This window comes from Pontibacter silvestris, from assembly GCF_020907275.1.
GTDB classification, from domain to species: domain Bacteria; phylum Bacteroidota; class Bacteroidia; order Cytophagales; family Hymenobacteraceae; genus Pontibacter; species Pontibacter silvestris.
Map to the genome: position 1 here is coordinate 100876 of NZ_JAJJWI010000008.1, position 25383 is coordinate 126258.

A 25383-nucleotide genomic window follows, 5' to 3' on the forward strand; every position below is an offset into this window, starting at 1 on the left:
AAAACACAAGTACCTGCCCCTTAGATAATAAAGAGCAGGCACTTATATTTTACTTCCTTTATGTGTGACAGCTTATGCAGATGGGCTAAGCGTAATAGTTCGCTCAACTGTATTGTAAGGACCAGGAATTACGTTTCCACTGTTATCAACTAGTTCTAACTTAATGGTATTCTCTCCCATCGGAAGCCCTTCGATAATATACGGCAACCATCTGTCTAAGGTAAATTCAGTACCGTTGATAGTCGCGCGTACTTTGTTTCCTGTAGTTGACAAATCCGTATTCACCAGATAGAAGTCCAGCATGATGCGCTCTGTATCAGCACCTTTATACTCCCCTTTAGGGCGGCTGTAGAACATGTGAGGTGCTTCTGTATCAAACTCCACACGCTCCTGCGGCTTACCAACTGTTACTACACGAAGGTCATAAGCACCCTGGTGCTTCAGGCTTTCGTGGTAAGAGCGGGAAAGGAACGACAGTATAACATGATCTCCTTCCGGAATCTCTTTTGAGAAAGTAGTCTCGTAATGCGCTGTGTATGGCTGGTTATCCACAATGTTATGAATATGCTGCCCTTCCTGTGAGTTAGCCATATGCTCTGCATGAGAAGACTCTGTCATTCTTGTCAGTTGGTAATTTGTCAGTTCATACACAAACTCTACATCTCCCGGCTCCACCATGCCTCCTGCAGGAGGAGTGTTCAGGCGCAGTTGTGCCTCTGGAAATGGAGGAGAATCATTGAAAGCATATACTCTAAGGCCGTCTTTGGTCATAATAGCACCTTCCGGTGTCGGGCCTGCATTCGTAGCCTCTGTAGCCGGCGTTTCATTTTCGGCTTCCTGGGTTTGCTTAGCGGTATCGCAGGCTGTAAAACCAAGCGTTAAAGCCGAAGCCAATAGCAAATATGTTTTTTTCATCTATGTGATATTTGGTTAGCGATAGGGCTAAGTTAGCAATTTTATTTTTTTGTATATTGCGGACTACGTGAACAACACAAAAAAGTATACAGCTATTACTATATGAGCGAAATTTTGTTTGATGAAGTTCCATCCCTTGATCTGGCTGATTTTACATCAGGAGACGCAGAGAGAAGAGCTAAATTTGTGAAGCAGCTAGGCGATGCTTACCAAAACATCGGTTTTATTGCCCTACGTAACCACGGCCTCAGCGATGAGTTAACGGAAAAGCTATATGCTGCCACTCAGGCTTTTTTTGCTCTGCCTGACGAGGTAAAGCAAAACTACGAAGTAACTGAACTGGCCGGCCAGCGTGGCTATGTTAGCAAAGGAAGAGAGAAAGCAAAAGGCTTTAACACTGGCGACCTGAAAGAATTCTACCATGTTGGGCAGGAGGTAACAGACAATGATCCTATCAAAGAACAATACCCGGACAATATCTGGCCTGCCGAAGTACCAGACTTCAAAGCAGTAACATTAGAGGCTTACCAAAAGCTGGAGGCAGCTGGTAAGCAGGTATTAAAGGCCCTGGCAATACTTTTAGAGCTACCAGAAGATTATTTTGATGCGAAAGTACACAATGGCAACAGTATTCTGCGTGCTATCCACTACTTCCCTATCGAGAACCCGGATGCCGTACCGGCTGGGGCTGTACGCGCCGCTGAACATGGAGATATCAATTTAATTACGCTGCTGATGGGAGCTAGTGCAGACGGCTTGCAGGTACTGCGCCGCGATGGCAAATGGATTCCGATTACAGCCCTGCCGGAGCAGGTTGTAGTAAACGTGGGCGATATGCTGGCCCGCTTAACGAACAACAAACTGAAATCAACTATCCACCGTGTGGTAAACCCACCTCGTGAACTAATGCACACTTCCCGTTTCTCCATTCCGTTCTTTATGCACCCACGTTCTGAAATGGACCTGACCTGCCTGGAGAACTGCATTGATGAGCAGAACCCTAAAGCTTACCCTGATGCCACAGCAGGAGAATACCTGAACGAGCGCCTCGTTGAGCTTGGGCTGAAAAAGTAATTTACAAACCTTTTCTTAAAGCGAGGCAGCTCATGAGCTGCCTCGCTTTTTTCGATCTACGGCATGAGTCTGCGCTACTACATCTTCCTGAAAGACGTTCTGATGCTGGCCCTCACAGCTTTTGGTGGTCCGCAGGCACATATGGCCATGATGCTTACCTTACTGGTTGATAAGCGCCGTTATATAACAGAGCAGGAGCTTATTGAATTGAATGCCCTCTGCCAGATTTTGCCTGGCCCTACCTCTACACAAACCATAACTGCGATAGGTTTTAAAATCGGGGGGCCTAATCTTGCTTATCTCACACTGCTTGTGTGGTTACTGCCTGCTTCCGTTATCATGACAGTAGCCGCCCTGATAATTTCCTACTTACAGGAACATAATATATCCCTCAGCTTTTTAAGGTTTATACAGCCTATGGCAGTTGGCTTCGTGGCTTATGCAGCTTATATGATCGGGGCCAAAGTAATCCATACAAAAACAGCCACGGCCCTGATGGTAGCTTCGGCAATAGTCTCTTACTTTTTCAATTCTCCCTGGATGTTTCCTGTTTTGCTGATAGCTGGCGGAGCTGTTACAGCTGTCCGGTTCAGGCTACACCCGCGCGAGGAGAACAAGCAGCTGCGCATACAGTGGGCAAACTTTGTACTTTATGTGGCAGTGCTTATAGTTGCTGCAGCAATAGGTGGTATTACGCACAGCCTGCCTGTAAGGCTTTTTGAAAACTTTTACCGTAACGGCAGCCTTATTTTCGGAGGCGGGCAGGTGCTTATCCCTCTTCTGTACACAGAGTTCGTGGACTTTAAGCACTACCTTACCGGAGAAGAGTTTTTGTCTGGCTATGCCATTGTACAGGCGCTTCCCGGTCCTGTATTTTCTTTTTGCTCCTACATTGGCACTCTCTCTATTCGTGATGCTGGTGTATCAGGGCAGATACTTGGTTCTTTGATGGCTACAGCAGGCATCTTTTTGCCCGGTACTTTCTTTATTTTCTTTGTTATCCGGTTTTGGGATGAACTGAAAAAGTACCGTGTCGTGCGCGCTTCCCTGGAAGGCATAAGCGCTGTCAGCACGGGCATGGTGGTAGCAGCTGCCATCCTTCTTTTTCATCAGTTAGAATCCAGTGCCCTAAATATTGGCTTTGTGCTGGCTACTTTTTGCCTGCTGATGTTTACCCGTGTTCCAGCTCCTGTGTTAATCCTGACTGGTCTGCTACTTGGGTTTATTCTCTAAACAGATATCCTTAAAACAAAAAAACCAACTACAAACTCGTTGTAGCCGGTTTTTAAGAAACAGCAAAAATAAACTTACTTTAATATATTTAACAGGTAGTCACCGTACCCGCTTTTGCGTAGTGGTTCAGCTACCCGCTGCAGTTGCGCTTTATCAATATAGCCCATACGATAAGCCACTTCTTCTATACAACCAATTTTAAGCCCCTGGCGCTCCTCTATTACCTGCACAAACGTAGCAGCCTGCATCAGCGACACGATAGTACCTGTATCGAGCCAGGCAGTACCCCTATCCAGAATACCTACTTTCAGTTTGCCCTGGCGCAGGTACTCTTTGTTTACATCCGTAATTTCATATTCGCCACGGGCACTTGGCTTAAGCTGTTTAGAGATTTCCACCACATCATTGTCATAGAAATATAAACCTGGTACTGCAAAGCTGGACTTTGGCTGCTTTGGCTTCTCTTCAATAGACAGCACATTTTTATCATCATCAAACTCTACCACGCCATATCGCTCCGGGTCTTGCACGTGATAAGCATACACCACACCACCATCAGGGTCATTGTTTGCCTGCAACAGCTTACTCATGCCAGAACCGTAAAATATATTATCGCCAAGTACAAGCGCAACTTTATCTCCATCAATAAACTTCTCCCCGATAACAAAAGCCTGTGCAAGCCCATTTGGCTCTTCCTGTACCGCATAGCTGAAATTACAGCCAATCCGGCTGCCATCGCCTAACAGGCGCTCAAACATCGGCAAGTCGTGCGGAGTAGAGATAATCAGTATATCCCGTATACCAGCCAGCATCAGCGTGGACAACGGGTAATATATCATGGGTTTATCATAAACAGGCATCAACTGTTTGCTGACAGCCAATGTAAGCGGATGTAAACGGGTTCCGGAGCCTCCGGCAAGAATGATTCCTTTCATATGATTAGTTTTCGTAAATAAACTGTTGGTTATCGTTAAACCACTTAAATGTTTTTTGCAGCCCCTCACGTACAGCTACTTCTGGCTTATAGCCTAGCAGGTACTTGGCCCTAGAGATATCTGCCCAGCTATCTTTAATATCGCCTACACGCTCCGGGCCATGTACTGGTTCTAGTGTTACTCCTGTTGCTGTTTTTAACATATTTAACACTTCCAGCAACGATGTTCGGTCGCCTGCTCCAATGTTATAAACCTTGTTAACAGCCTCAGGATTTTCCACCAGTGCTGCCTTGATATTTGCCTGGACACAGTTCTCTACAAAAGTAAAGTCACGGGTTTGAGTGCCATCGCCATTAATTACAGGCGAATGGCTCTGTAACTGTGCATCTATCAGTAGTGGAATAACAGCGGCATATGCACCTCTGATGTCTTGTTTTGGGCCAAACACATTAAAATATCGCAAGCCTATGGTTTCTATGCCATAAGTCGCAGCAAACACCTCTGCATAAAGCTCGTTCACATACTTTGTAACAGCATAAGGAGAAAGCGGTCTGCCTACACGTTCCTCTACTTTGGGCAGCTCTTTGCTATCGCCATAAACCGAAGAGGATGTTGCATATACAAAGCGCTTCACTCCGCTTTCCTTGGCAGCTACGATCATATTAACAAAACCATCTACATTAACACTGTTGATTTCAGCCGGCTCTTTTATGCTTCTTGGCACTGACCCTAAAGCGGCCTGATGCAATATGATATCTATGTTTTCACAGGCAGCCATGCATACCGCCGCATCACGAATATCCCCTTCTACTAATTCAAAAGCAGCATTAGACTTGAACTCTACAATATTTTTAAGGTAGCCACTAGAGAAATTATCCAGTACCCGGACTTTGCCAGCTTTGTATTTTAGCAGATACTCCACCAGATTAGAGCCGATAAAGCCGCCGCCGCCTGTCACCAAAAAAGACAGGTGTGCCAGCGGCTTCTCATGATAGGGCTTATCGTACAAATTCTGATCTTAATCTTTAGTAATAGCTATCGGTCTGTGTACTGCTGCTCGTAGTATGACTGGTAATTACCTGATGTCACGTTTTCCAGCCACTCTGTATTCTGCAGATACCAATCTACAGTTTTGCTTAAGCCTTCTTCAAACGTAACAGACGGTTTCCAGCCTAACTCTTCCATCAACTTTGAAGAATCAATAGCATAACGCAGGTCGTGGCCTGCACGGTCTTTCACAAACGTGATTAACTGGCGGGATTGTCCTTTTGGCCGGTCCAGTTTCTCATCCATCAGATCGCAAAGCAGCTCTATCAGGTCTATATTGCGCCACTCGTTAATGCCACCAATGTTGTATGTCTCTCCTATTTTTCCTCTATGAAAGATGTCATCAATAGCACGGGCATGATCCAGTACGTAAAGCCAGTCGCGCACGTTCTCTCCTTTGCCATAAACCGGCACTGGCTTTTCGTTTTTGATGTTGTGGATGGCCAGCGGAATAAGCTTTTCCGGGAAGTGGTTCGGACCATAATTGTTCGAGCAGTTAGACACTTTTACAGGCATGCCATAGGTATGATAGTAGGCCCGCACAAAGTGGTCTGAGCTTGCTTTGGAAGCTGAATAAGGAGAACGTGGGTCATACGCAGTCTCTTCTGTAAAGAAGCCTTCTGCTCCTAGCGAACCATATACCTCATCCGTAGAAATATGGTAGAACAGGTGGTCCTGCAGGTTATCAGCCCAATGTTTGCGGGCCGTGTTCAGCAGGTTTACAGTACCAATCACGTTTGTATTTACAAAAGCCAGCGGGTCTGTAATAGATCGGTCTACATGCGACTCGGCTGCCAGATGGATTACAGCATCAAACTTATGAACAGAGAATATTTCATCCAGGTAAGCAGCATCCACAATGTCGCCTTTCAGGAAAGTGTAGTTTTCGCTGTCCTCTATATCAGTAAGGTTGGCCAGGTTACCAGCATATGTTAGTTTATCCAGGTTGAAGACTTGGTACTCAGGGTATTTAGTTACAAACAGCCTGACTACATGGGAACCAATAAAGCCCGCTCCACCAGTAATTAGTATTTTCATTTTTTATGCTTTTGTTGATTCTCTTAATGATTCCTGCCAATCCCAGGCGCTTTTCATAGCTTCTTCCAGTGTGCTGGTTGTTTTGAAGCCAAGTACTTCTGTAGCCTTTGTTACATCAGCATATATTTTAGGTACATCTCCTGCACGGCGAGGGCCGATTTTATAGTTTAGCTTTACACCAGTTGACTTCTCAAAAGCCTGTATTGCCTCCAGCACAGTGTTTCCCTGGCCTGTACCTACATTATAAACCTCTATGCTTTCAGCCTGGCCTTGCAATAGTCTATCTACTGCTACAACGTGTGCCTTGGCTAAATCTACTACATGTATATAGTCCCGAACACAGGTGCCGTCCGGTGTATCATAGTCATCTCCAAAAACAGTAACCTGCTCCCGTATACCAGCTGCAGTTTGCGTAATAAATGGCACCAGGTTGTTAGGAACTCCTAGTGGCAACTCTCCTATTTTAGCAGATGGATGCGCACCTATCGGATTAAAATAACGCAAAGCGATAGACCTAACAGAGCTTCCGCTGTTTGCCAGATCTACCAGAATCTCTTCGCATATTTTTTTAGTATTACCGTAAGGAGAATTTGCTTTTTGTACGGGAGTCTGCTCAGTTACAGGCAGTTTCTCCGGAATACCATAAACGGTGCAGGAAGAAGAGAAAACAAGATTGTTAACCTTAAACGCTTCCATTATCTGTAACAATGCCACCAGAGACCCTATGTTGTTATGGTAATATTTCATAGGCTGCGCCACTGACTCCCCTACAGCTTTATAAGCGGCAAAGTGTATAACTCCGGCTATTTGTGGTTCCTTTTCAAAAACTTCGCGCAAAGCAGCAGCGTCAGTACAATCTACACGATAGCAAGGAACATTTCTTCCAACTAAAGCAGCTATGCCTTCTAAAGCACTTTCCTCAGAGTTTGAAAAGTTATCTACAATAATTGGCTCATAACCTGCTTCCACCAGTTCAACCACTGTGTGCGAACCAATATAACCCGCACCTCCTGTTACTAAAATTTTACCCTTTGTCATAGTTTATGTTGTTGTGACTTGTATGCTTATAAAGTTATGTATTTAATATGACTGATTCTGTTTCGGTATAACCCTTTTATATCAACCAGTATAGCGTTGTCTTTCATGATAGACTTAAAATATTCCTCATCCAGTTCCAGATAAGGCTTATGGCAAACAGCCACTACAACAGCATCATAGTCCTTTCCTGGCCCTTGCGTCAGGCTCAGCCCATAGGCCTGCTGAAATTCGCCCGGGCTTGCATAAGGGTCTACTACTTCTATCGCTATATTAAAGTTTCCTAATTCTTTAATTATATCAACTACTTTCGAGTTTCGTACATCTTTTACGTTCTCTTTAAAGGTAGCTCCCATAATCAGCACACGTGTATGGGCAATATTTTTACCTGACTTAACTAGCTGTTGCACAAGCTTTGTCGCCACATACATTCCCATGTTATCGTTGATGCTGCGCCCACTTAGTATTACTTTAGCATCGTAGCCAAGCTCCTTTGCTTTATAAGTGAGATAATAAGGGTCTACACCTATACAATGCCCCCCAACCAGGCCGGGAGAGAATTTCAGGAAGTTCCACTTTGTGCCTGCAGCTTCCAATACCTCATAAGTATTGATGCCCATACGATCAAAAATAATGGATAGCTCATTCATCAGCGCTATGTTCAAATCTCGCTGCGTGTTCTCTATTACTTTGGCCGCTTCGGCTACTTTAATAGAGGAAACTTTATGTACACCCACTTTCACTATTAACTTGTAAATGCGAGCGATCGCTTCTGTAGCCTCCTCGTTACACCCGGCAACAACTTTCGTGTTCCTTGCCAGCGTGTGCTCCTTATCGCCAGGGTTAATCCTCTCTGGAGAATATCCTACTGAAAAATCCTCTATATAGTTTAAATTAGATACTCTTTCTAGCACGGGAACGCAGTCTTCTTCTGTACAACCAGGATAAACTGTAGACTCAAATATCACGTAATCACCCTTCTTCAAGGCTTTCCCTACAGTTTCTGAGGCTAAAAAAATATGGCTTAAATCAGGTATAGCATGCTCATCAACAGGGGTAGGTACAGTTATAATAAAGCACTGCGCATCTTTAAGCAAATCGGGGTTATCCGTAAAAACGACATCAGTGTTACAGAACTCTTCAGCCGCCAGCTCTCCGCTAGGGTCTATTTGCTTTTTTAACATCTCAATCCGCTGAGAGTTTATATCAAAGGCAACTACCTTTAACTTTTTAGCAAAAGCAAGAGCAACAGGTAAACCTACATAGCCTAAGCCGATTACAGCTAGTTTTGATTTCTTATTAACTAATTGCTCGTACAAATTTTCTGTTTTTAGTATCCTTTAGAACCTGCAACGGTTTGACCAGACACGGCAGTTCACTTTATAGCAAAACTAATATATTCTATAATTTTTAAAACAAAAAATTTACAACATTATATTTTTGCTGCTACTATCCGATCTTTCCCAAACATATCCTGAATTACATCAGCCTGAGAGTAACCTTCTTGCAATAAAAAGCTCCTGATGGCAGTACCATAACGCTCATTAATCTCAAAATACAGCTTACCGTCTTCTTTTAGCAGCTCAAGGCCAAGTTGGGCAATACGCTTATAATACCTTAGCGGATCCTGATCTGGCACAAATAGTGCAAGGTGCGGCTCATACTGCAGCACATTGTTTCGCATCAGCATCTTTTCCTCTTCCAGCACATAAGGCGGGTTACTGGTGATAATATCCAGAGAACCTGGCGCTATATTTTGCACTGGTTCAAACACATCCTGCTGCAGCCATTTTACTGCCAGGTTATACTTTGCTGCATTTACCTGTGCAACCTGCAGTGCACCCTCTGACACTTCTAATCCATATACCTTGCCGGTGTTCAGACTTGCCGTTAAAGCAAGAGGTATGCAACCACTGCCTGCACAAATGTCCAATATATGCAGGTGCTGTCGCTTTTTATGTTCCTTTATAACAAGATCCACCAGTTCCTCGGTTTCGGGCCTTGGAATCAGTACACGCTCATCTACCAGTAGCTCTAGCCCATAAAAATGAGCAATACCCAATACATACTGCACCGGCTCATGCTGCTGTAAACGCTCAAGTGCCCGCTCTACCTGCTCTTGCTGTGAGGCACATACTTCTTCCTGCTGGCTTAAGCTCAGTTGCAATCGTGATTTCTGAAGCACATGCTCCAGCACCAACTGTGCAATGCCTTCTGCCTCCGCTTCAGGATATATATCTTTTAAGCTTTGCCGGATATGTTGTTTCGTTTGCTGGATGGTAGCCACAGGTTACTTTCTTTCGTTTCAGTTTTAGGTATCTTTGCAAAAGTAAGTGCTAAGGCACAAGTATCAAGGCATGCGACACAAGACTTTTAATTTAATATATTAACGTCTTCCAGTAATCTTAAGCTGAGCAAAAACTGCCGCTAAGCCTGAATTGAACTTTAAACTCACATGATGGCATCAACCGACGATTTATATATGCGCCGCGCTTTAGAACTGGCCAGGTTAGGCAATGGCTATACCAGCCCAAACCCTATGGTTGGTTGTGTAGTAGTGCATAAGGGGCAGATAATTGGCGAAGGCTGGCACAGGCAGTACGGAGGGCCACATGCAGAAGTGAATGCTATTGCTTCCGTAGAGGATAAAAGCCTGTTACCCAAGAGTCGTGTTTACGTTACACTGGAGCCTTGCTCCCACTACGGTAAAACCCCGCCTTGTGCTGACCTGCTTATTAACAGCGGTGTTCGCGATGTTGTTATCTGCAATACAGACCCGAACCCATTGGTGGCAGGGCGTGGCATTAAGAAACTGTTTGATGCCGGAGCTCAGGTAAAGGTAGGGGTACTGGAGCAAGAGGGGTTCGAAGTAAACAAACGTTTCTTTACCTTCCACAGCGAGAAGCGGCCTTACATATTTTTAAAATGGGCAGAAACTGCCGATGGTTTTATAGCCGGCGTAAACTATAAGCAAGAGCAAATAAGTGGTGCTCCGGCCAAGCGTCTTGCTCATAAATGGCGAACGGAAGAACAGGCTATTATGGTGGGCAGCCGCACAGCCCTTTACGACAATCCTCAGTTAAGCACCCGCTTCTGGAGTGGCAAGAACCCCTTGCGCATAGTTATTGATAAACAATTACTGTTGCCAGCTCACCTCTATCTTTTTGACCGGAAGCAGCCAACAGTAGTTTATAACTCACAAAAGCAGGAAGAAGCACATGCAAACCTGCACTACGTTCAACTAAGTGAGCAGGAACCATTCCTGCCTCAGATTATGCAGGACCTGCATAAAAGAAACATACTTTCTGTAATGGTAGAGGGAGGCACTTTTCTGCTGGAGAGTATGCTACAGGCGAACCTGTGGGATGAAGCGCATGTCTTCAAAAACACCTCCAAGGCACTAAGCACTGGCATTAAAGCTCCGGCTATGGTGTATGGGCAGTTGCAGAACGTACAAAACTTAGGATCAGATTTGCTGTTCCACTATCTTAGCTGTTAGATTTTAAAACTTTTCCGTCATTTTAACTTCATTATTCAACATTAACACATGGCAGAATCACTTTTAGTAGATGCAAACCTCAGCAAAGAGGAAAAATATAAAAGCCTGCTCCCTCAAATTGAGGCACTTGTAACAGGCGAAAAAGATTTAATCGCCAACATATCCAATTTAGTGGCGGCCTTAAGGCAGGGCTTTGGCTTCTTTTGGGTAGGAGTGTACTTTAATAAAGAGGGAGAGCTGGTGCTAGGACCGTTTCAGGGGCCAGTGGCCTGTACTCGTATACCTTACCACAAAGGTGTTTGCGGCGCCTGCTATACGCAACAGAAAACAATGCTGGTGCCTGATGTAGAAGCATTTCCTGGCCATATTGCCTGTAGCAGCGATTCTAAGTCCGAGATTGTAGTTCCTGTTATAAAAGATGGCGAGGTAAAACTGGTACTGGATGTAGATAGCGACAAACTCAATGATTTTGATGAAACAGACCAGAAATACTTAGAGCAACTGATGAAACTGGTGGAAAGCTGGTACTAGTTTTCACGTAGCACGGACTTTTCCACTTAACTTTTCACTGGTTGAGAAGCTCTATTTTGGCAATAATGCTAAAACCTTAAGCTCAATAACAGGCAAGGCCACTGCTTAAATAATTGCAGTGGCCTTGTTCATAAAATCGTGTATCTAGAATTGTGTTCGTGTGTCGTTATCAATTAACCAAACAACGATGGCGTTTCTGTTTTCAGTTGAGCAATAACCGTTTGCCCTCCTTTTGTTTTCTGGCCTAGCTCTACCTTTACTTCTGCATCTAATGGCAAAAACACATCTACACGGGAGCCAAACTTGATAAAGCCGAATTCTTCGCCCTGGCTTACCTCATCTTTTTCTTTTACATACCATACGATGCGACGGGCCATCGCGCCGGCAATCTGTCGGAAAAGAACCTCTGGACCTGCAGTAGACTCTACTACTACAGTGGTGCGCTCGTTTTGCGTACTTGATTTCGGATGCCAGGCTACAAAATAATTTCCTGGGTGATATTTAAAATAACTTACGATTCCAGATACCGGGTTGCGGGTAATATGCACGTTTATAGGCGACATGAAAATTGAAATCTGCTTACGCTTGTCTTTGAAATATTCAGGCTCTTCTATTTCTTCAATCACTACTACCTTACCATCGGCAGGCGCCACGATCAGGTCTTCATGCAGCAGCAGGTTGCGATAAGGGCTACGGAAAAACTGCAGGATAAGCAGGAACAGCACAACAGACACACCTGAAAAAATTCTATTAAAAGTGTTATTATCCGCGTTGAAATTGTAAAGCAGGAGGTTCAGTGTCAACAAAATCAACAGGGTAAAAAATAGAATTCTTCTTCCTTCCTTGTGAATCTTCATCAGTTAAATTATTTGCCGCAGGTACTTATATAACTTATAATAGCCCATCCAGTTACATAGATGGGCTATTATCCAGCTTCAAAATTATATAAACTTTTGGTTACTATTCAAAAAAATTTTCATTAGAAGCCTCCGCGGTACTTATACGTCATGGCAACTTTATCTATGGCCACAATATAAGCCGCAATACGCATCGATACATTATACTTTTCAGAGGCAGCATAGACACGCTCATAAGACTCTTTCATAATACGTTCTGCACGTTGGTTTACACGCTCTAAAGTCCATTTGAAGCCCATTCTGTTTTGTACCCACTCAAAGTAAGATACCGTTACACCGCCAGCATTGGCAAGTATGTCCGGCACAACCATAATGCCTTTATCGTTTATAATTTTATCGGCTCTATAAGAAGTAGGCCCGTTAGCACCTTCCACAATGAGTTTTGCCTGAATGTTGTCAGCGTTTCTACTAGTGATAACATCCTCTACTGCAGCAGGCACCAACACATCTACTTTAGAAGTTAAAAGGTCTTCGCTGTCTATTTCCTCAGCATTCTGATAGCCTTTCAAACGACCACCATGTGCATCGCGATAAGCAATAGCCTCATCTATATTTATGCCATTGTCGTTCCAGTAAGCTCCGCTAACGTCACTTAATCCCAAGATTTTCACACCACGCTCAGCCATTAGTTTAGCTGCCCAGGCCCCCACATTACCGAACCCTTGTACGGCGGCGGTAGCTGTAACAGGATTCATGCCTAACTTATCCATTGCTGCCATGGCAGACACCATTACGCCTCGGCCAGTAGCCTCTACACGCCCCAGAGAGCCGCCCAATACAAGTGGCTTGCCAGTTACCACAGCATGCTCTGTTGAGCCTTTTCTCTTTGAATATTCATCCATCACCCAGGCCATTTCATGCGGGCCTGTGCCCATATCCGGTGCGGGAATATCCCGATCAGGACCAAAAATATCAACTAAGGAAGCTGTATAAGCTCTTGTTAAACGCTCTATCTCGCCGGAAGACATGGTTCGCGGGTTACAGACAATACCGCCTTTGGCTCCACCGTAAGGAATATCTACTACAGCGCACTTCCAAGTCATCCACGCAGCTAGTGCCTTTACCTCATCCAGGAATACATCAGGGGCGTAACGGATGCCGCCTTTAGAAGGCCCCAGAATGTTTGAGTGTATCACTCTGAAGCCTTCAAACACACGTACTTTACCATCGTCCATGGTAACAGGAACGTTTACAATAACTTGCCTAGTTGGGGATTTTAATACATTATAGGTCTCTTCATCCAGACCTAACACTTCTGCCGCTATATTAAAGTGGGACATCATTGATTCGAAAGGGCTAGCTTTATCCTTTATAGGAGCAGGTTCTTCGTATAATTTCATTGGTAATTTGTTCTCATTTCATTCATTATCTATATAATTAGATACGAACCTGAGCAACAAAGTTCTAGAAGCTGCTCCTGACAGCTTCTAAAGACCGTAGACGAAGCTATTTAAAATACTTTAAGAAAGGCTACAATAAAAGGCACAGCCATCAGTAAGCTATCAAAACGGTCTAAGATGCCGCCATGCCCTGGCAGTAATGTTCCAGAGTCTTTCACTCCCAGGCTTCGCTTTAAAAGCGACTCTACTAAATCGCCCAACACACCAAAAACAGCGATAAGCACAGCTACTCCTATCCATTGATATAGTGCCAGATCCGTAAAAAACAGTGCCAGTACATAGCCTACTACTACGGCTAACGCCGTGCCTCCGGCCCAGCCTTCCCAGGTTTTACCAGGCGAAACCCGCTCCAGCAGTTTGTGCTTACCAAAGTTTTTCCCGAAAATGTATGCTCCTGTGTCTGCGGCCCATATCAACAGCATTACTCCAAGTATGGGTTGCCAACTATATTCCCCTTTTAGGTAGCCCAGCAAGTGCAACAATCCAAATGGCCCTGCCACATAAGCAACCCCCATCAAGGTAAAGGCTATGTTGGTAAATGGTAGCGGCTTCTTACGATACAACTCCAGTATAAAAACTAGAAAGCACAGCGGCACTATTAGAAACAGCACTTCCATAGCCAGCATTTCCTTCTCAATCAGGAACACAGCAATAAAGAAAAGAGCACCAACTACAAGGCCTGCTTGTTTGTTTGGCAGAATACCCTGCACTTCCATCAGCCTGTAAAATTCTGCTATTCCTAACAAAGTAAGCCCCAGGAAGAGCAAAAAGTACGTCCACTCACTAAAACATATCGCGCCGATAAAGACTGTGACACCCAACACCCCGACAATAACACGTTGTTGCAAATTACTTAGGGTGGATATTTTATTGCTCATGTAACGGAATTGCGCCGCCGGAGCGACAGATGTAAAATTGATTTAGGGCTTTGGAGTTTATTTCAATTAGAAGCAGGGCTAACACATCAGGTTAAATCAGAATATAATTGATTTCTTCACAAGAATCCTTAACCATTTTCAGAAGATTCCACATCCGGCACCTCTACTTCTGCCACGCTTTCCGGCCGCAAAGGCTGATCGAGAAAACGCTGGTAAAGATAATATAATATAGCCGCACTTAATACTAAAGACAGGATAACACTATACCAGGGCATTGCCTCTGTAGACTCTACATCGGCATCTATAGCTCCTGATTGTTGCAAGTAAAGCAGGAAGACTGTAAAGCCGTTGTTTACAAAATGTGCCACCATCGGTATAATTATCCTGCCTGACCAGAAGTAAAGATAACCAAACAGGGCTCCTAGTATAGCCCTGGGCACAAAGCCAAAGAACTGCACGTGAATGGCAGCAAAAATAAGAGCGGCAGCCCATACAGCCACATGCATGTTCCCAAACCAACGATGCAGCTGCCGCTGCATAACTCCCCTGAAAACCAGTTCCTCTCCTATGGCCGGTATGGCTGCAAACACCACAAGCCCCAGCAAGAAGCGGGGCAATGTACCAAAATTGGCAATCAGCTTTGTAAGTTCAGCTAATCTGTCTTCCTCGGAACGGGCCCACTGCTCAAAACCTTTCATAGACTCAGGAAACTGAAGGTTGGCATTCCAATCAATAACAGCAGAGTTGAAGGGCATAATAATCACAATCAACAGGCCGCTCAGCAGCACCAGTCCAAGCCCTGGAGTAATTTTCCAGTTCAGGTAGTTGTTCAGGTTAAAGCCCATTATTCTTAGTAAGTAAACAGGCGCCACTATAAAGGAGAAAAAGGAGACTATAGCCTGGAACAGCAACATGGCATCAGGCCCGTTTGGGTACTCTGAAGGATTCTCTACCACGTCTAACAACTGGTAAATACTAATGTCAAAAATCCAGTTTACCAATAAGCTATAGACAAAGCTGGCTACAAAATAGCCGCCTGACATTAACACTATCAGTAACAGAAACACAAGAAACGGGTGTATATCTTTAGAGATGAAACCTTTCATAGAGAAAATTAGGTTTAATTGACGTAAATTTACGTGAAATTTTAAGATTTGGCTTTGGTAAAGATAGCGAACATAGAGTTGGGTGAGTTTCCGTTGTTGCTCGCACCAATGGAAGACGTAAGCGACCCGCCATTCCGGAAGGTATGTAAGGCTAATGGCGCAGATTTAATGTATACAGAATTCATATCGTCAGAGGGTTTGATTCGTGACGCTGCTAAAAGTATACAGAAGCTCGATATATTTGATTATGAACGCCCCATAGGCATCCAGATTTTTGGCTCTGAGATTGAGTCAATGCGAGAAGCTGCCATTGTTTCGTCACAGGCCGGTCCTGACCTGATCGATATTAACTACGGTTGCCCTGTAAAGAATGTAGCCTGTAAAGGTGCCGGTGCAGCTTTGCTGCGCGACATCCCGAAAATGGTGAAAATGACAGAGGAGATCGTAAAAGCGACCAACCTGCCTGTTACGGTAAAAACCCGCCTGGGCTGGGACGAGAACAGCAAAAACATTGTAGAGACAGCCGAACGCCTGCAGGATATTGGCATTAAGGCTTTAAGTATACATGGCCGCACGCGTGTACAGATGTATAAGGGAGAAGCCGACTGGAGCCTGATTGCGGAGGTAAAAAACAACCCACGCATGAAGATCCCGATTTTTGGTAACGGCGACATAGATTCTCCGCAAAAAGCATTGGAGTACCGCAACAGGTATGGCATAGACGGCATTATGATTGGCCGTGCTTCTATTGGCTACCCTTGGATTTTTAATGAGGTTAAGCACTACATGAAAACCGGCGAAATACTGCCGGGGCCAACGCTAGACGAGCGTGTAGAAGTTTGCCGCCAGCATTTCACACACTCACTAGAGTGGAAAGGTGACAAGTTGGGCATTTTTGAAATGCGCCGCCACTATACCAACTATTTCCGTGGTTTGTCACATTTTAAACCACTGCGCATGCGCCTGGTGCAGTCCGAAGACATCAACGAAATTTACGACACGCTTGATGAAATTGCTCAGACGATGAGTTACGCTTGAGTTAACATGTTAGATAACCAGAGCATTTAGAGGCCATCTGCTGTCATTGTATCAGTGGATGGCTTCTGCTTAAACGGCTTTCCCAAATTCAACTCTATATATTTTGTATAAATTATCTTTAGTTTCTTCACCTTTCTAAACTTTAAAAACTATCAAAACAGAAACCGCGCCCACACAAGAAAAAACATCTACCTCGCCACTTGTCTGGCTGCTGGTAGTTGTGCTAACCTTTATCTGGGGCACCTCTTTTATCCTGATAAAAAAAGGGCTGGTTGTTTTTAGTTCTGATGAACTGGGGGCACTGCGCATTGTTATTGCCTGCTTGGCTTTACTGCCTTTTGCAATAAGCAACTTACATAAGGTAGAACCGCACCGCTGGAAGTTCATTTTAGCAAGTGGCTTATTAGGCAACCTGTTTCCTGCTTTTTTGTTTGCCTACGCCGAAACGCGGCTTGCAAGTGGTCTGGCTGGTGTTTTAAACTCTCTGACAGCACTTTTTACTTTACTGATCGGTGCCGCTTTCTTCCGGCAATCTATTACTTGGATGCGCATGCTTGGTATTGTGGTGGGTATAGCAGGCACAGCCATGCTTATCTTTTCCGACAACGGCAGTGCTGACCTTGATAATAAATTTTACGGTTTGTACATTGTAGTAGCTACGATCTGTTACGGAGGCAGCGCCAACATTATTAAGTTCAGACTTAAAGGCATCCCTCCAATTGTTATGTCCAGCCTTGCATTATTGACAGTAGGACCAATAGCAGCTGTTTATCTTTTTACTACAAACGCGGTGGACAAGCTACAACATACGCTGGGTGCATGGGAGGCACTGCTGTACATTGCTATTCTTGCTGTGTTCAGTACTGCCATTGGTCTCATCCTTCTAAACAAGCTTATTCATATTTCAACGCCTCTTTTTGCCAGTTCAACCAACTACCTTATTCCTATTGTAGCGCTTATGTGGGGCGTGTTAGACGGAGAAACCATTCAGCTGTGGCACTACATGGGAATGGTCGTTATTTTAGCCGGTGTTTTTATCGTAAACAGGGCAAAGTAGCTCGTCTTAACATTTCATAAACCCTACTTTACTTGCAAATAAAGTACTAGTAAGGCCTAGTTCATTCCCTACCATATTGATTTTTTAGCTAATTTTAACAGTTTGAAAAATTGAAACGCTCATTGAATGAAGCTCTATAAGCCCTTTCTATACCTTTTTGTTTTCCTGTTATTAGCATTACAAACGCAGGCGCAGGCGCAGGCGCAGGAACAGACAGGTAAGTCTGCCATTGAAGAATTAAAAGTACAGGCTGTTAACGACACGGCCTTTACCTTGCTCACCACAAATACTTCTGGCAATCTTGTAAAGTACAGTGGTTCCCTTCCGCTAAGAGTTAATGGAGAGCTGCAAGAGCTTGCCTTTGTAAACGGAGAGGCGCGATTTTCGCTACAAAAGCAAGCAGAATTAGTACAGGTAAGCGCTAATTTAGGTAACCATACACTAGCTCGCCTTTACCGCCTTGATGAGGAATCACCGCAAGGAGTGCGGGAGTTTCCGATGTGGCTTTCTATTTTACCTCCACTGTTAGCCATTATATTGGCCCTTATTTTTCGGGAAGTGTTATTAGCCCTTTTTGCGGGCATATGGGTTGGTGGCTTCGTTATTTACGGCCTGTCTTTTACATCTCTCTTCACAGGCTTACTCGCCGTAGGCGATACCTACCTAATGGAAGCTCTTACAGATTCTGATCACGTGTCGGTCATTATTTTTTCGATGCTGATAGGTGGGATGGTAGCAATCATATCTAAAAACGGAGGAATGGCAGGTGTGGTAAACCTCCTATCCAGATATGCCCGCTCGGCCAAAAGCTCCCAGGTTGTTACCTGGTTTTTGGGTGTGGCTATTTTCTTTGATGATTATGCCAACACACTTATTGTCGGTAATACCATGCGACCTGTAACAGACAAGCATAATATTTCCCGCGAAAAACTGGCTTACCTTGTAGACAGCACCGCTGCACCTGTTGCGGCCATTGCTTTTGTAACCACATGGGTAGGAGCGGAATTGGGTTATATTAAAGATGCTGCCACCACCCTGGGCATAGAAGAAGGTGCTTATTCCCTTTTCTTTCACTCGTTAGAGTATGCCTACTACCCGATATTGACATTGGTATTTATGCTGATGCTGGTGCTAATGAACCGTGATTTTGGGCCGATGCACCGTGCTGAAGAACGTGCCCGAACAACAGGTGCGGTAAGTGCCGTTCACTTAGATAGCAAAGGCGAAGAGAAGCAAAAGCAGGAAATGGCAGAATTCGAACCTGTTGACCCTTCTCGCACCAGGGCCTTTAATGCACTGCTACCTGTCTTGGTGGTTATTTTTGGCACTGTAGTCGGCTTGTTGTACACAGGCTACAACCCTGCTGTTTGGACCGATACTTCGCTTGGGTTCTTCCGTAAGCTGTCTGTCACCATTGGAGACTCTAACTCCTATGTGGCACTTATCTGGGCATCTCTGTCTGGTGTAATAATAGCTGTGATGCTTACAGTAAGCCAGCGCATCATGAGCCTGTATGAGACAATGGAGTCTCTGACAACAGGCTTCAAAGCTATGTTACCGGCCATACTTATACTTGTTCTTGCCTGGTCTCTGGCAGCGGTTACGCAACAGTTGTATACAGCAGAATACCTTACTTCTCTTTTTTCTGGCAACATTTCGCCGCAGTTTCTGCCTGAGATCACTTTCTTTCTGGCGGCCATTATTGCTTTCTCTACTGGCTCTAGTTGGGGCACTATGGCTATACTTTACCCATTAATGATGCCAGCTGCTTGGTACGTGTGCCAGATGCAAGGTTATAGCCTGGAAGAGACAATGCCTATTATTTATAACGTAATATCGGTAGTTCTGGCAGGTTCCGTTTTTGGCGACCATTGTTCCCCCATCTCTGACACAACCATCCTTAGCTCACTGGCATCTGGCTGTAACCATATCGACCACGTGAAAACACAGCTACCTTATGCGGTTACTGTAGCGCTTGTGTGTAACTTAGTTTGCACAAACCTCTCTACCTTAGGAGTACACTGGGCACTTGTATATTTAATCGGGGCAGCAATACTCTGGCTATTAATCAGGTTCTTGGGCAAAAAGAACTCTTTTGCAACAACAACGGTCTAGCTGGTAAAACAAGAGTGGCAACTTATATAAATTGCCACTCTTGTTTTACTCAAAGCACGATCTCATAGAAATCATGTACTACAGCACGTGCTCCGTAGCTTTCTTTATTGCTGATTAACCCTTCATTCAGGTACGCCCCCTGCTGCTCGGTTGAAATACCGAAGTCAAAATATTTTTTATCTTGATACACTTTTGTTAGCAGGTAATCTATGATCACGTTTAGTACACCTAACTCCTTTCCACGTGCCGTATAAGCAATGTACTGGCAATGTGCTACTGCTGGAGTTTCATATATTATAATACCTCCCAACATTAAACTTTCTTCAAAGGCTGCACAAAGCTTTACCTGATTTGGGAATAAGTTAGCTAAGCAGGTTATTTCCTCCACAGTATGGACAGGTGGTATGTCATACCTTTCTTTCAACAACTCCTGCTCTATTCTCATAAAACCAGCAAAATCTAAAGAAAGCTCTACCTTGATATTGTTCCGCTTAGCTTTGCTTACCTCCCACTTCCGTTTTCTGCTATAGCCGAAAAGCTGAGCCATGTCTATAGCAGAAGTAACATCTCTCCGGTAAAGTCTGCCTTTATTTCTAAACAACACATACAAATCTTCTTCGGCAGGCGCTTGATGGTAAATATGCGGAACAGTTTTATAGTTAATTTTATCAAAGCCACATTGCTTAAAGTATTGTAACATTACTTCAAACACCTCCAGCATGATAGACACTTTCATCCGATTATCGCTGATAATGCCACCGTAAGTAAGCCCGCCGTGTGATTGTATTTCTTTCCCTGCTTCGTTGGCTGGCAACAGTGCTATTAACTTTCCTTTTCTGTAGAACAGCAGCGAGTGATCTGTAAATCTATCGGCATGGTACTCCATGTAGTCCCGCTGCAGTAGAAAGGTACCGTTCTTTGAACGATGTACAAAAGCATCCCAGGCAGCTTTATGCGCAGGTATGTACTTCTCAACCTGTACCATACTACCTGTTTAACACAATACGGAAAGTTGTTCCCTTTCCTACCTCCGACCATTTTACATATAGTTTGCCGTCGTGGTAGTTATCGATTATGCGTTTAGCCAGGGCAAGTCCTAATCCCCAGCCACGTTTTTTGGTCGTAAAGCCTGGTAAAAAAACAGATGCCATTTTGCTCTTAGGTATACCTTTGCCTGTATCGGTTATATCAAGTGCAATGCTGCTCTTACCTAATAGCAAAAGTTGTAAGGTAATACTTCCTTTTCCCTCCATAGCATCTACAGCATTCTTGCAGATATTTTCTATTACCCAGTCGAAAAGCGGCACATTAACTTTAGCCGTAATATCAGGGGAAAAGCTGGAGGAAACGCTGAAATCTACTTTTTTAGAAATCCGGTTCTGTAGGTAGTTAATGGCATTCTGTGTCACCTGCAAAATATTCTCATCACGAAGTAAAGGTACTGAACCTATATTGGAGAAGCGCTCCGTTATTATCTCTAAACGGCGGATGTCTTTCCCTAACTCCTCCACAATAGGCTCCCGCTCAAACTTAGGGCTGGCTTTAATGTACTCATACCAGGCCATTAACGAAGATAGAGGAGTACCAAGCTGGTGCGCTGTTTCTTTGGCCAGCCCTACCCACACTCTGTTTTGCTCGGCTCTGCGGGAGTAGCTAAAGGCAAAGTAGGCCATAGAGGCGAAGCAGGCAATAACAAGCAACTGTACATAAGGATAGTAGCGAAGCTGAGCCAGTAAGGCGGAGTCTTTATAAAAGACATAATTCTCAGAGCCCTCTCCCCATGGCACCACAATAGGAGTATGCTGCCCCTTCATTTTCTCTATCTCATGCTGTAGCAGTTCATTTTTTCTTTCTTCTGAAATGTTTTCGGGCAAATTAATGTTCTTAGAATCGAGAATATTCTCTTTATCGTCCGTTAAGATAACAGGCACTGTATGGTTAGACGACAGAATTTCTTCTTCTATAAAAACGATGTTATCGTCGCTGGGTGCACTAATCATGTATCGGAGGCCTTTAGCATAGAGTTGTACCAACTCCTGCTCCCGCTCGGCCAACTTATTGACAAGTATATTTGTATAGGTAATGGTAGCAGCACCGATAATTAGCGCAATAATTACAACAATGAATTTTATTCTGTTCTTCTGAGAATAGATGGGAATCATGCAGTGTACACGTAAATTATTTGAAATTAGTATAAATTAATTAATAAGGGCAAGAAGTTTCATTTTAAAAAAATGATGCTGTAAATTTGTACCTTAGTACTTTAAACGCTATTATGCTTCAGAATTTTAAAGCAATCAGCCTGTCGTACAAGAAAGCGCCGCTGGATATCAGGGAACTGATTGCCTTAGATGAAACTTCCTGCAGGTTATTTCTTCAAACCCTCAAGAACTTCATCCAGGCCTCTGATATACTGGTTCTTTCTACCTGCAACCGCACCGAAGTATACTACAACGCTGACATTGACTATAGTAAAGAGATCGTGAAGCTGCTTGGTATTACCAAGGGCATCGACAATATTTCGCAGTACCTGGACTACTTTACCGTACTTAATGAGCACGACGATGCCGTACAGCACTTGTTCGATGTATCGATGGGGCTGGAGTCGCAGGTGGTTGGTGATATGCAGATATCTAACCAGGTAAAACACTCTTACCAGTGGGCTGCCGATAACGAAACTGCCGGGCCATTCCTGCACCGACTGATGCACACCATCTTCTTCACGAATAAACGAGTTGTGCAGGAAACCTCTTTCCGTGACGGTGCCGCTTCTACTTCTTATGCTGCTATAGAACTGATTGAAGAGCTGACTGCTGATATTATAGATCCTAAAATATTAGTAGTAGGCTTAGGTGAGATTGGTGCTGATGTTTGCCGCAACCTGAGAGATGCCGGCCATAAGAATGTAAAAATTACCAACCGCACCCTAGCTAAAGCAAAGCTTTTGGCTGAGGAGTGTGATATGGAAGTACTTCCTTTTGAAGATATTGTGCAAGGCTTGAAAGAGGCAGATGTTATTATCTCTTCTGTGGCAAGGGAAACCCCTTTCTTCACCAAAGAAATGGTGCAACGCCTGAACGTGCTTTCATTTAAATTCTTTATTGACCTGTCGGTGCCGCGTAGCGTGGAGACAGATGTAGAGACAGTACCAGGCGTACTTGTTTATAATATCGACACTATTCAGAATAAAGCTTCTGAAGCGCTGCAGCGCCGCATTAACTCTATTCCGCAGGTTAAGGAGATTATTACAGAGTCTATTGATCAATTTAATGACTGGTCTAAGGAGATGATGGTTTCTCCAACGATACATAAGCTAAAGAACGCACTTGAGACTATCCGCCAGGAGGAAATGGCGCGTTACATGAAAAAGCTTGGCCCTAAAGAGGCTAAACTAATCGACAACATCACAAAGTCTATGATGCAGAAGGTTATTAAGCTACCAGTACTACAGCTTAAGGCGGCCTGTAAACGTGGAGAGGCTGAAACCCTTATTGATTTACTAAACGACCTGTTTGATTTAGAAAGCCAGGCTGTTGATACAGCAGAATAGGCAGGCTAACTTTAACAAGTATACTCTGTAAATAAAGAAGAAGCTGGCACTAAGGTGTCAGCTTCTTTTGTTTTCATCAATTTGTTTTCATGTTAGCGCATCATACTTCTCAGGTATGTTTTTGTACTTTAACAAGCTTTACTCCTCTGGAACTTCTTATAAAAGAACTACATTTAACAGAGTAAGGGCCTTACATTTTACGCCCAGAAGCTTGATTATAGACAGAAAAAAATGTCAGTTTTCGTAGGTGAACGGCATCTTTTTTTTAGTGAATGAAATAGCCAAAATCTCTTGTTAGCTATCTCAAAGACCAGAAAGTGAGCTAATGCTACTATTTTCATATAGAAACAGAAGCGTTATAAGCACTTTTTCTGCAGTGTTAAATGTCTACACAGCACTCTTCCAAACAGTCAATCACATCGATTAACTTAGGAATAGCAAGTGAATAATAGATTTTAGTTCCTACCTTAAAAGACGACAAAACTCCCTTGTCTTTAAGTGTAATAAGGTGCTGCGAAGCAATTGCCTGAGGAAGGTCCAAGTACTTATATATCTCAGTAACAGTCATTTTGTCCTCTTTCCCCAGCAAATCTACGATAGCCAATCTCTTCGGGTGAGCCAGTACTTTTAGCATGGCCGCCGCCTTATCTATCTTCTTCGATTCAATTCTTGATAATAAGCTTTTCATAATTAAAATAATACCTAACAGTTTTTAAATTCATTTAGACTCTTGCTCAACTATATATATATACGGTTGTTTCGCTATTTGGCTGAGTGCAATAAAAGCATTTGTGTAACTTCATGCCATGGAAACTTATCATGCTATCGGACTAATGTCAGGCACCTCATTGGATGGGGTAGACATAGCATATTGTAGACTTACGTATGCAAAAGAAAATTGGATATATGATATACTTAATTATACTACGGCAACTTATAGCAACCACTGGATTGACTCTCTCAAAGAAGTTGAAACAGGTAGTGCCAGAGCCCTGGTAGCGTTGGACCATGCCTACGGAGAATACCTCGGGAAACTGGTAAAAGAGTTCGTAGGCCACCACCAGTTAAAGCCGGATTTTGTTGCTTCCCATGGCCATACGATTTTTCACCAGCCAGAGCAGCACACATCACTGCAGCTCGGCCATGGAGCTTACATAGCTGCACATGCGGGTTTACCGGTTGTGTGCGACTTCCGCACCCTTGACATTGCCTTAGGTGGGCAGGGTGCGCCATTAGTTCCTATTGGTGATCAGTTGCTCTTCAGCAACTATGACTTCTGCCTCAACCTGGGAGGTATTGCCAATGTGTCTTTTCAGCAAAACGAACAATGCCTGGCATTTGATGTATCGGCTTGTAATATGTTGCTGAACACGCTGGCAAATACTTTAGACATGCCTTATGACAAAGACGGGGCTGTGGCAAGATCTGGTAGCATACAGCAGGATCTTTTGCACCAGCTAAACTCCCCTGCTTACTTTACCTCCCCCTTTCCGAAGTCTTTGGGTAAAGAGTGGGTATTGGAGCACAGCTTGCAAACTCTTACAGCCTCTAGTGCCTCTGTTCCAGATAAGTTGCATACCTGTTGCCATCATATTGCCATACAGTTAAAAAAAGCCCTCCCAAGGCTGCACAATGGGCAACACCGTTTACTGTTAACAGGAGGTGGTGCCTTTAACCTATATCTGGTTGAGTTGATTAAAGAATACCTAGGGGAAAGCTTTATAGTAGAAGTACCCGCCCCTGAAGTAGTATCTTTTAAGGAAGCATTGATTTTTGCCTTTTTAGGGGTGCTTCGCTGGCGCGGAGAACACAACTGCCTTAGCAGTGTTACCGGGGCCAGACACAACAACGCAGGAGGAGCCATATACATGTGCTGATGTTGCCATGGCTCATCAAAGAATACCTTGAAAACGGGAATTACTGTCTGCTATTTTTATAAAAACTTTAGAGGAGACAATACATAACATTACTCTGAAAAAGATTTAGAATGAGATACACAAGCAAATCCTTTCCAG

The 25383-nt window shown here is 43.9% G+C and carries 23 protein-coding genes; 9 read left to right on the forward strand and 14 right to left on the reverse strand.

What is annotated here, in order from left to right; all coding sequences use genetic code 11:
* Window positions 1-72: 72 nt before the first annotated feature.
* Window positions 73-915 carry a hypothetical protein gene (locus LN995_RS09170; RefSeq protein WP_229960572.1) on the reverse strand — a complete coding sequence of 281 codons (843 nt, stop codon included), beginning with the start codon at window positions 913-915 and terminating at the stop codon, window positions 73-75.
* 102 nt (window positions 916-1017) lie between these two features.
* Here LN995_RS09170 and LN995_RS09175 point away from each other — a divergent pair, with 102 nt between their 5' ends.
* Together LN995_RS09175 and chrA are read left to right on the forward strand one after the other, a co-directional pair.
* Window positions 1018-1989 (forward strand): isopenicillin N synthase family dioxygenase, encoded by a 972-nt coding sequence (locus LN995_RS09175; protein WP_229960573.1) that lies wholly within the window; start codon window positions 1018-1020, stop codon window positions 1987-1989.
* Between the two features lie 63 nt (window positions 1990-2052).
* A complete protein-coding gene (chrA, locus tag LN995_RS09180; RefSeq protein WP_229960574.1) occupies window positions 2053-3222 on the forward strand; it encodes a chromate efflux transporter in 1170 nt (389 codons plus the stop codon).
* Window positions 3223-3296: 74 nt separating this feature from the next.
* On the opposite strand, the gene rfbA is transcribed toward chrA, so the two are convergent.
* From rfbA to prmC, 6 genes are all read right to left on the reverse strand, one after another.
* Window positions 3297-4157 carry a glucose-1-phosphate thymidylyltransferase RfbA gene (gene rfbA, locus LN995_RS09185; RefSeq protein WP_229960575.1) on the reverse strand — a complete coding sequence of 287 codons (861 nt, stop codon included), beginning with the start codon at window positions 4155-4157 and terminating at the stop codon, window positions 3297-3299.
* Between the two features lie 4 nt (window positions 4158-4161).
* Complete coding sequence (locus tag LN995_RS09190) at window positions 4162-5166, reverse strand: SDR family oxidoreductase (RefSeq protein ID WP_229960576.1); 1005 nt, start codon at window positions 5164-5166, stop codon at window positions 4162-4164.
* Between the two features lie 26 nt (window positions 5167-5192).
* Window positions 5193-6242, reverse strand: coding sequence for a dTDP-glucose 4,6-dehydratase (gene rfbB / locus LN995_RS09195; protein ID WP_229960577.1), 1050 nt, complete (start codon window positions 6240-6242; stop codon window positions 5193-5195).
* Window positions 6243-6245: 3 nt separating this feature from the next.
* Window positions 6246-7280, reverse strand: coding sequence for a UDP-glucose 4-epimerase GalE (galE, locus tag LN995_RS09200; protein WP_229960579.1), 1035 nt, complete (start codon window positions 7278-7280; stop codon window positions 6246-6248).
* 26 nt (window positions 7281-7306) lie between these two features.
* Entirely contained in the window at window positions 7307-8596 is a 1290-nt protein-coding gene (locus LN995_RS09205; RefSeq protein WP_229960581.1) for a nucleotide sugar dehydrogenase, read from the reverse strand.
* A 113-nt stretch (window positions 8597-8709) separates the two neighbouring features.
* Entirely contained in the window at window positions 8710-9564 is an 855-nt protein-coding gene (prmC, locus tag LN995_RS09210) for a peptide chain release factor N(5)-glutamine methyltransferase (RefSeq protein WP_229960583.1), read from the reverse strand.
* 168 nt (window positions 9565-9732) lie between these two features.
* Here prmC and ribD point away from each other — a divergent pair, with 168 nt between their 5' ends.
* Together ribD and LN995_RS09220 are read left to right on the forward strand one after the other, a co-directional pair.
* The gene (gene ribD, locus LN995_RS09215) at window positions 9733-10776 is read left to right on the forward strand and encodes a bifunctional diaminohydroxyphosphoribosylaminopyrimidine deaminase/5-amino-6-(5-phosphoribosylamino)uracil reductase RibD (protein ID WP_229960585.1); all 1044 of its coding nucleotides are present in this window, start codon (window positions 9733-9735) and stop codon (window positions 10774-10776) included.
* Window positions 10777-10824: 48 nt separating this feature from the next.
* Complete coding sequence (locus LN995_RS09220) at window positions 10825-11307, forward strand: GAF domain-containing protein (RefSeq protein WP_229960586.1); 483 nt, start codon at window positions 10825-10827, stop codon at window positions 11305-11307.
* Between the two features lie 173 nt (window positions 11308-11480).
* On the opposite strand, the gene LN995_RS09225 is transcribed toward LN995_RS09220, so the two are convergent.
* The 4 genes from LN995_RS09225 to LN995_RS09240 all read right to left on the reverse strand — a co-directional run bounded on the left by LN995_RS09225 (window position 11481) and on the right by LN995_RS09240 (window position 15608).
* A complete protein-coding gene (locus LN995_RS09225) occupies window positions 11481-12164 on the reverse strand; it encodes a phosphatidylserine decarboxylase family protein (RefSeq protein WP_229960587.1) in 684 nt (227 codons plus the stop codon).
* A 122-nt stretch (window positions 12165-12286) separates the two neighbouring features.
* Complete coding sequence (locus LN995_RS09230; protein ID WP_229960588.1) at window positions 12287-13564, reverse strand: Glu/Leu/Phe/Val family dehydrogenase; 1278 nt, start codon at window positions 13562-13564, stop codon at window positions 12287-12289.
* Between the two features lie 110 nt (window positions 13565-13674).
* Window positions 13675-14502: a phosphatidate cytidylyltransferase gene (locus tag LN995_RS09235; RefSeq protein ID WP_229960589.1), complete on the reverse strand. Its 828-nt coding sequence runs from the start codon at window positions 14500-14502 to the stop codon at window positions 13675-13677.
* Window positions 14503-14630: 128 nt separating this feature from the next.
* Window positions 14631-15608 (reverse strand): CPBP family intramembrane glutamic endopeptidase, encoded by a 978-nt coding sequence (locus tag LN995_RS09240; RefSeq protein WP_229960590.1) that lies wholly within the window; start codon window positions 15606-15608, stop codon window positions 14631-14633.
* A 54-nt stretch (window positions 15609-15662) separates the two neighbouring features.
* Here LN995_RS09240 and dusB point away from each other — a divergent pair, with 54 nt between their 5' ends.
* The 3 genes from dusB to LN995_RS09255 all read left to right on the forward strand — a co-directional run bounded on the left by dusB (window position 15663) and on the right by LN995_RS09255 (window position 19818).
* A complete protein-coding gene (dusB, locus tag LN995_RS09245; RefSeq protein ID WP_229960746.1) occupies window positions 15663-16646 on the forward strand; it encodes a tRNA dihydrouridine synthase DusB in 984 nt (327 codons plus the stop codon).
* A gap of 220 nt (window positions 16647-16866) precedes the next feature.
* Window positions 16867-17703, forward strand: coding sequence for a DMT family transporter (locus tag LN995_RS09250; RefSeq protein WP_229960591.1), 837 nt, complete (start codon window positions 16867-16869; stop codon window positions 17701-17703).
* Window positions 17704-17829: 126 nt separating this feature from the next.
* Window positions 17830-19818 carry a Na+/H+ antiporter NhaC family protein gene (locus LN995_RS09255; protein ID WP_229960592.1) on the forward strand — a complete coding sequence of 663 codons (1989 nt, stop codon included), beginning with the start codon at window positions 17830-17832 and terminating at the stop codon, window positions 19816-19818.
* A gap of 49 nt (window positions 19819-19867) precedes the next feature.
* Here LN995_RS09255 and LN995_RS09260 read toward each other — a convergent pair whose 3' ends face one another.
* Both LN995_RS09260 and LN995_RS09265 read right to left on the reverse strand, forming a co-directional pair.
* The gene (locus tag LN995_RS09260; protein ID WP_229960594.1) at window positions 19868-20803 is read right to left on the reverse strand and encodes a GNAT family N-acetyltransferase; all 936 of its coding nucleotides are present in this window, start codon (window positions 20801-20803) and stop codon (window positions 19868-19870) included.
* Window position 20804: 1 nt separating this feature from the next.
* On the reverse strand, window positions 20805-21980 hold the full coding sequence (locus LN995_RS09265) for a sensor histidine kinase (protein ID WP_229960596.1): 1176 nt from the start codon (window positions 21978-21980) through the stop codon (window positions 20805-20807).
* Between the two features lie 113 nt (window positions 21981-22093).
* On the opposite strand from LN995_RS09265, the gene hemA reads away from it, so the two are divergent.
* Window positions 22094-23368, forward strand: coding sequence for a glutamyl-tRNA reductase (gene hemA / locus LN995_RS09270; protein ID WP_229960598.1), 1275 nt, complete (start codon window positions 22094-22096; stop codon window positions 23366-23368).
* Between the two features lie 379 nt (window positions 23369-23747).
* Here hemA and LN995_RS09275 read toward each other — a convergent pair whose 3' ends face one another.
* Window positions 23748-24056 (reverse strand): ArsR/SmtB family transcription factor, encoded by a 309-nt coding sequence (locus tag LN995_RS09275; RefSeq protein WP_229960599.1) that lies wholly within the window; start codon window positions 24054-24056, stop codon window positions 23748-23750.
* Between the two features lie 118 nt (window positions 24057-24174).
* Here LN995_RS09275 and LN995_RS09280 point away from each other — a divergent pair, with 118 nt between their 5' ends.
* Complete coding sequence (locus LN995_RS09280; protein WP_229960601.1) at window positions 24175-25245, forward strand: anhydro-N-acetylmuramic acid kinase; 1071 nt, start codon at window positions 24175-24177, stop codon at window positions 25243-25245.
* Window positions 25246-25383 lie beyond the last annotated feature (138 nt).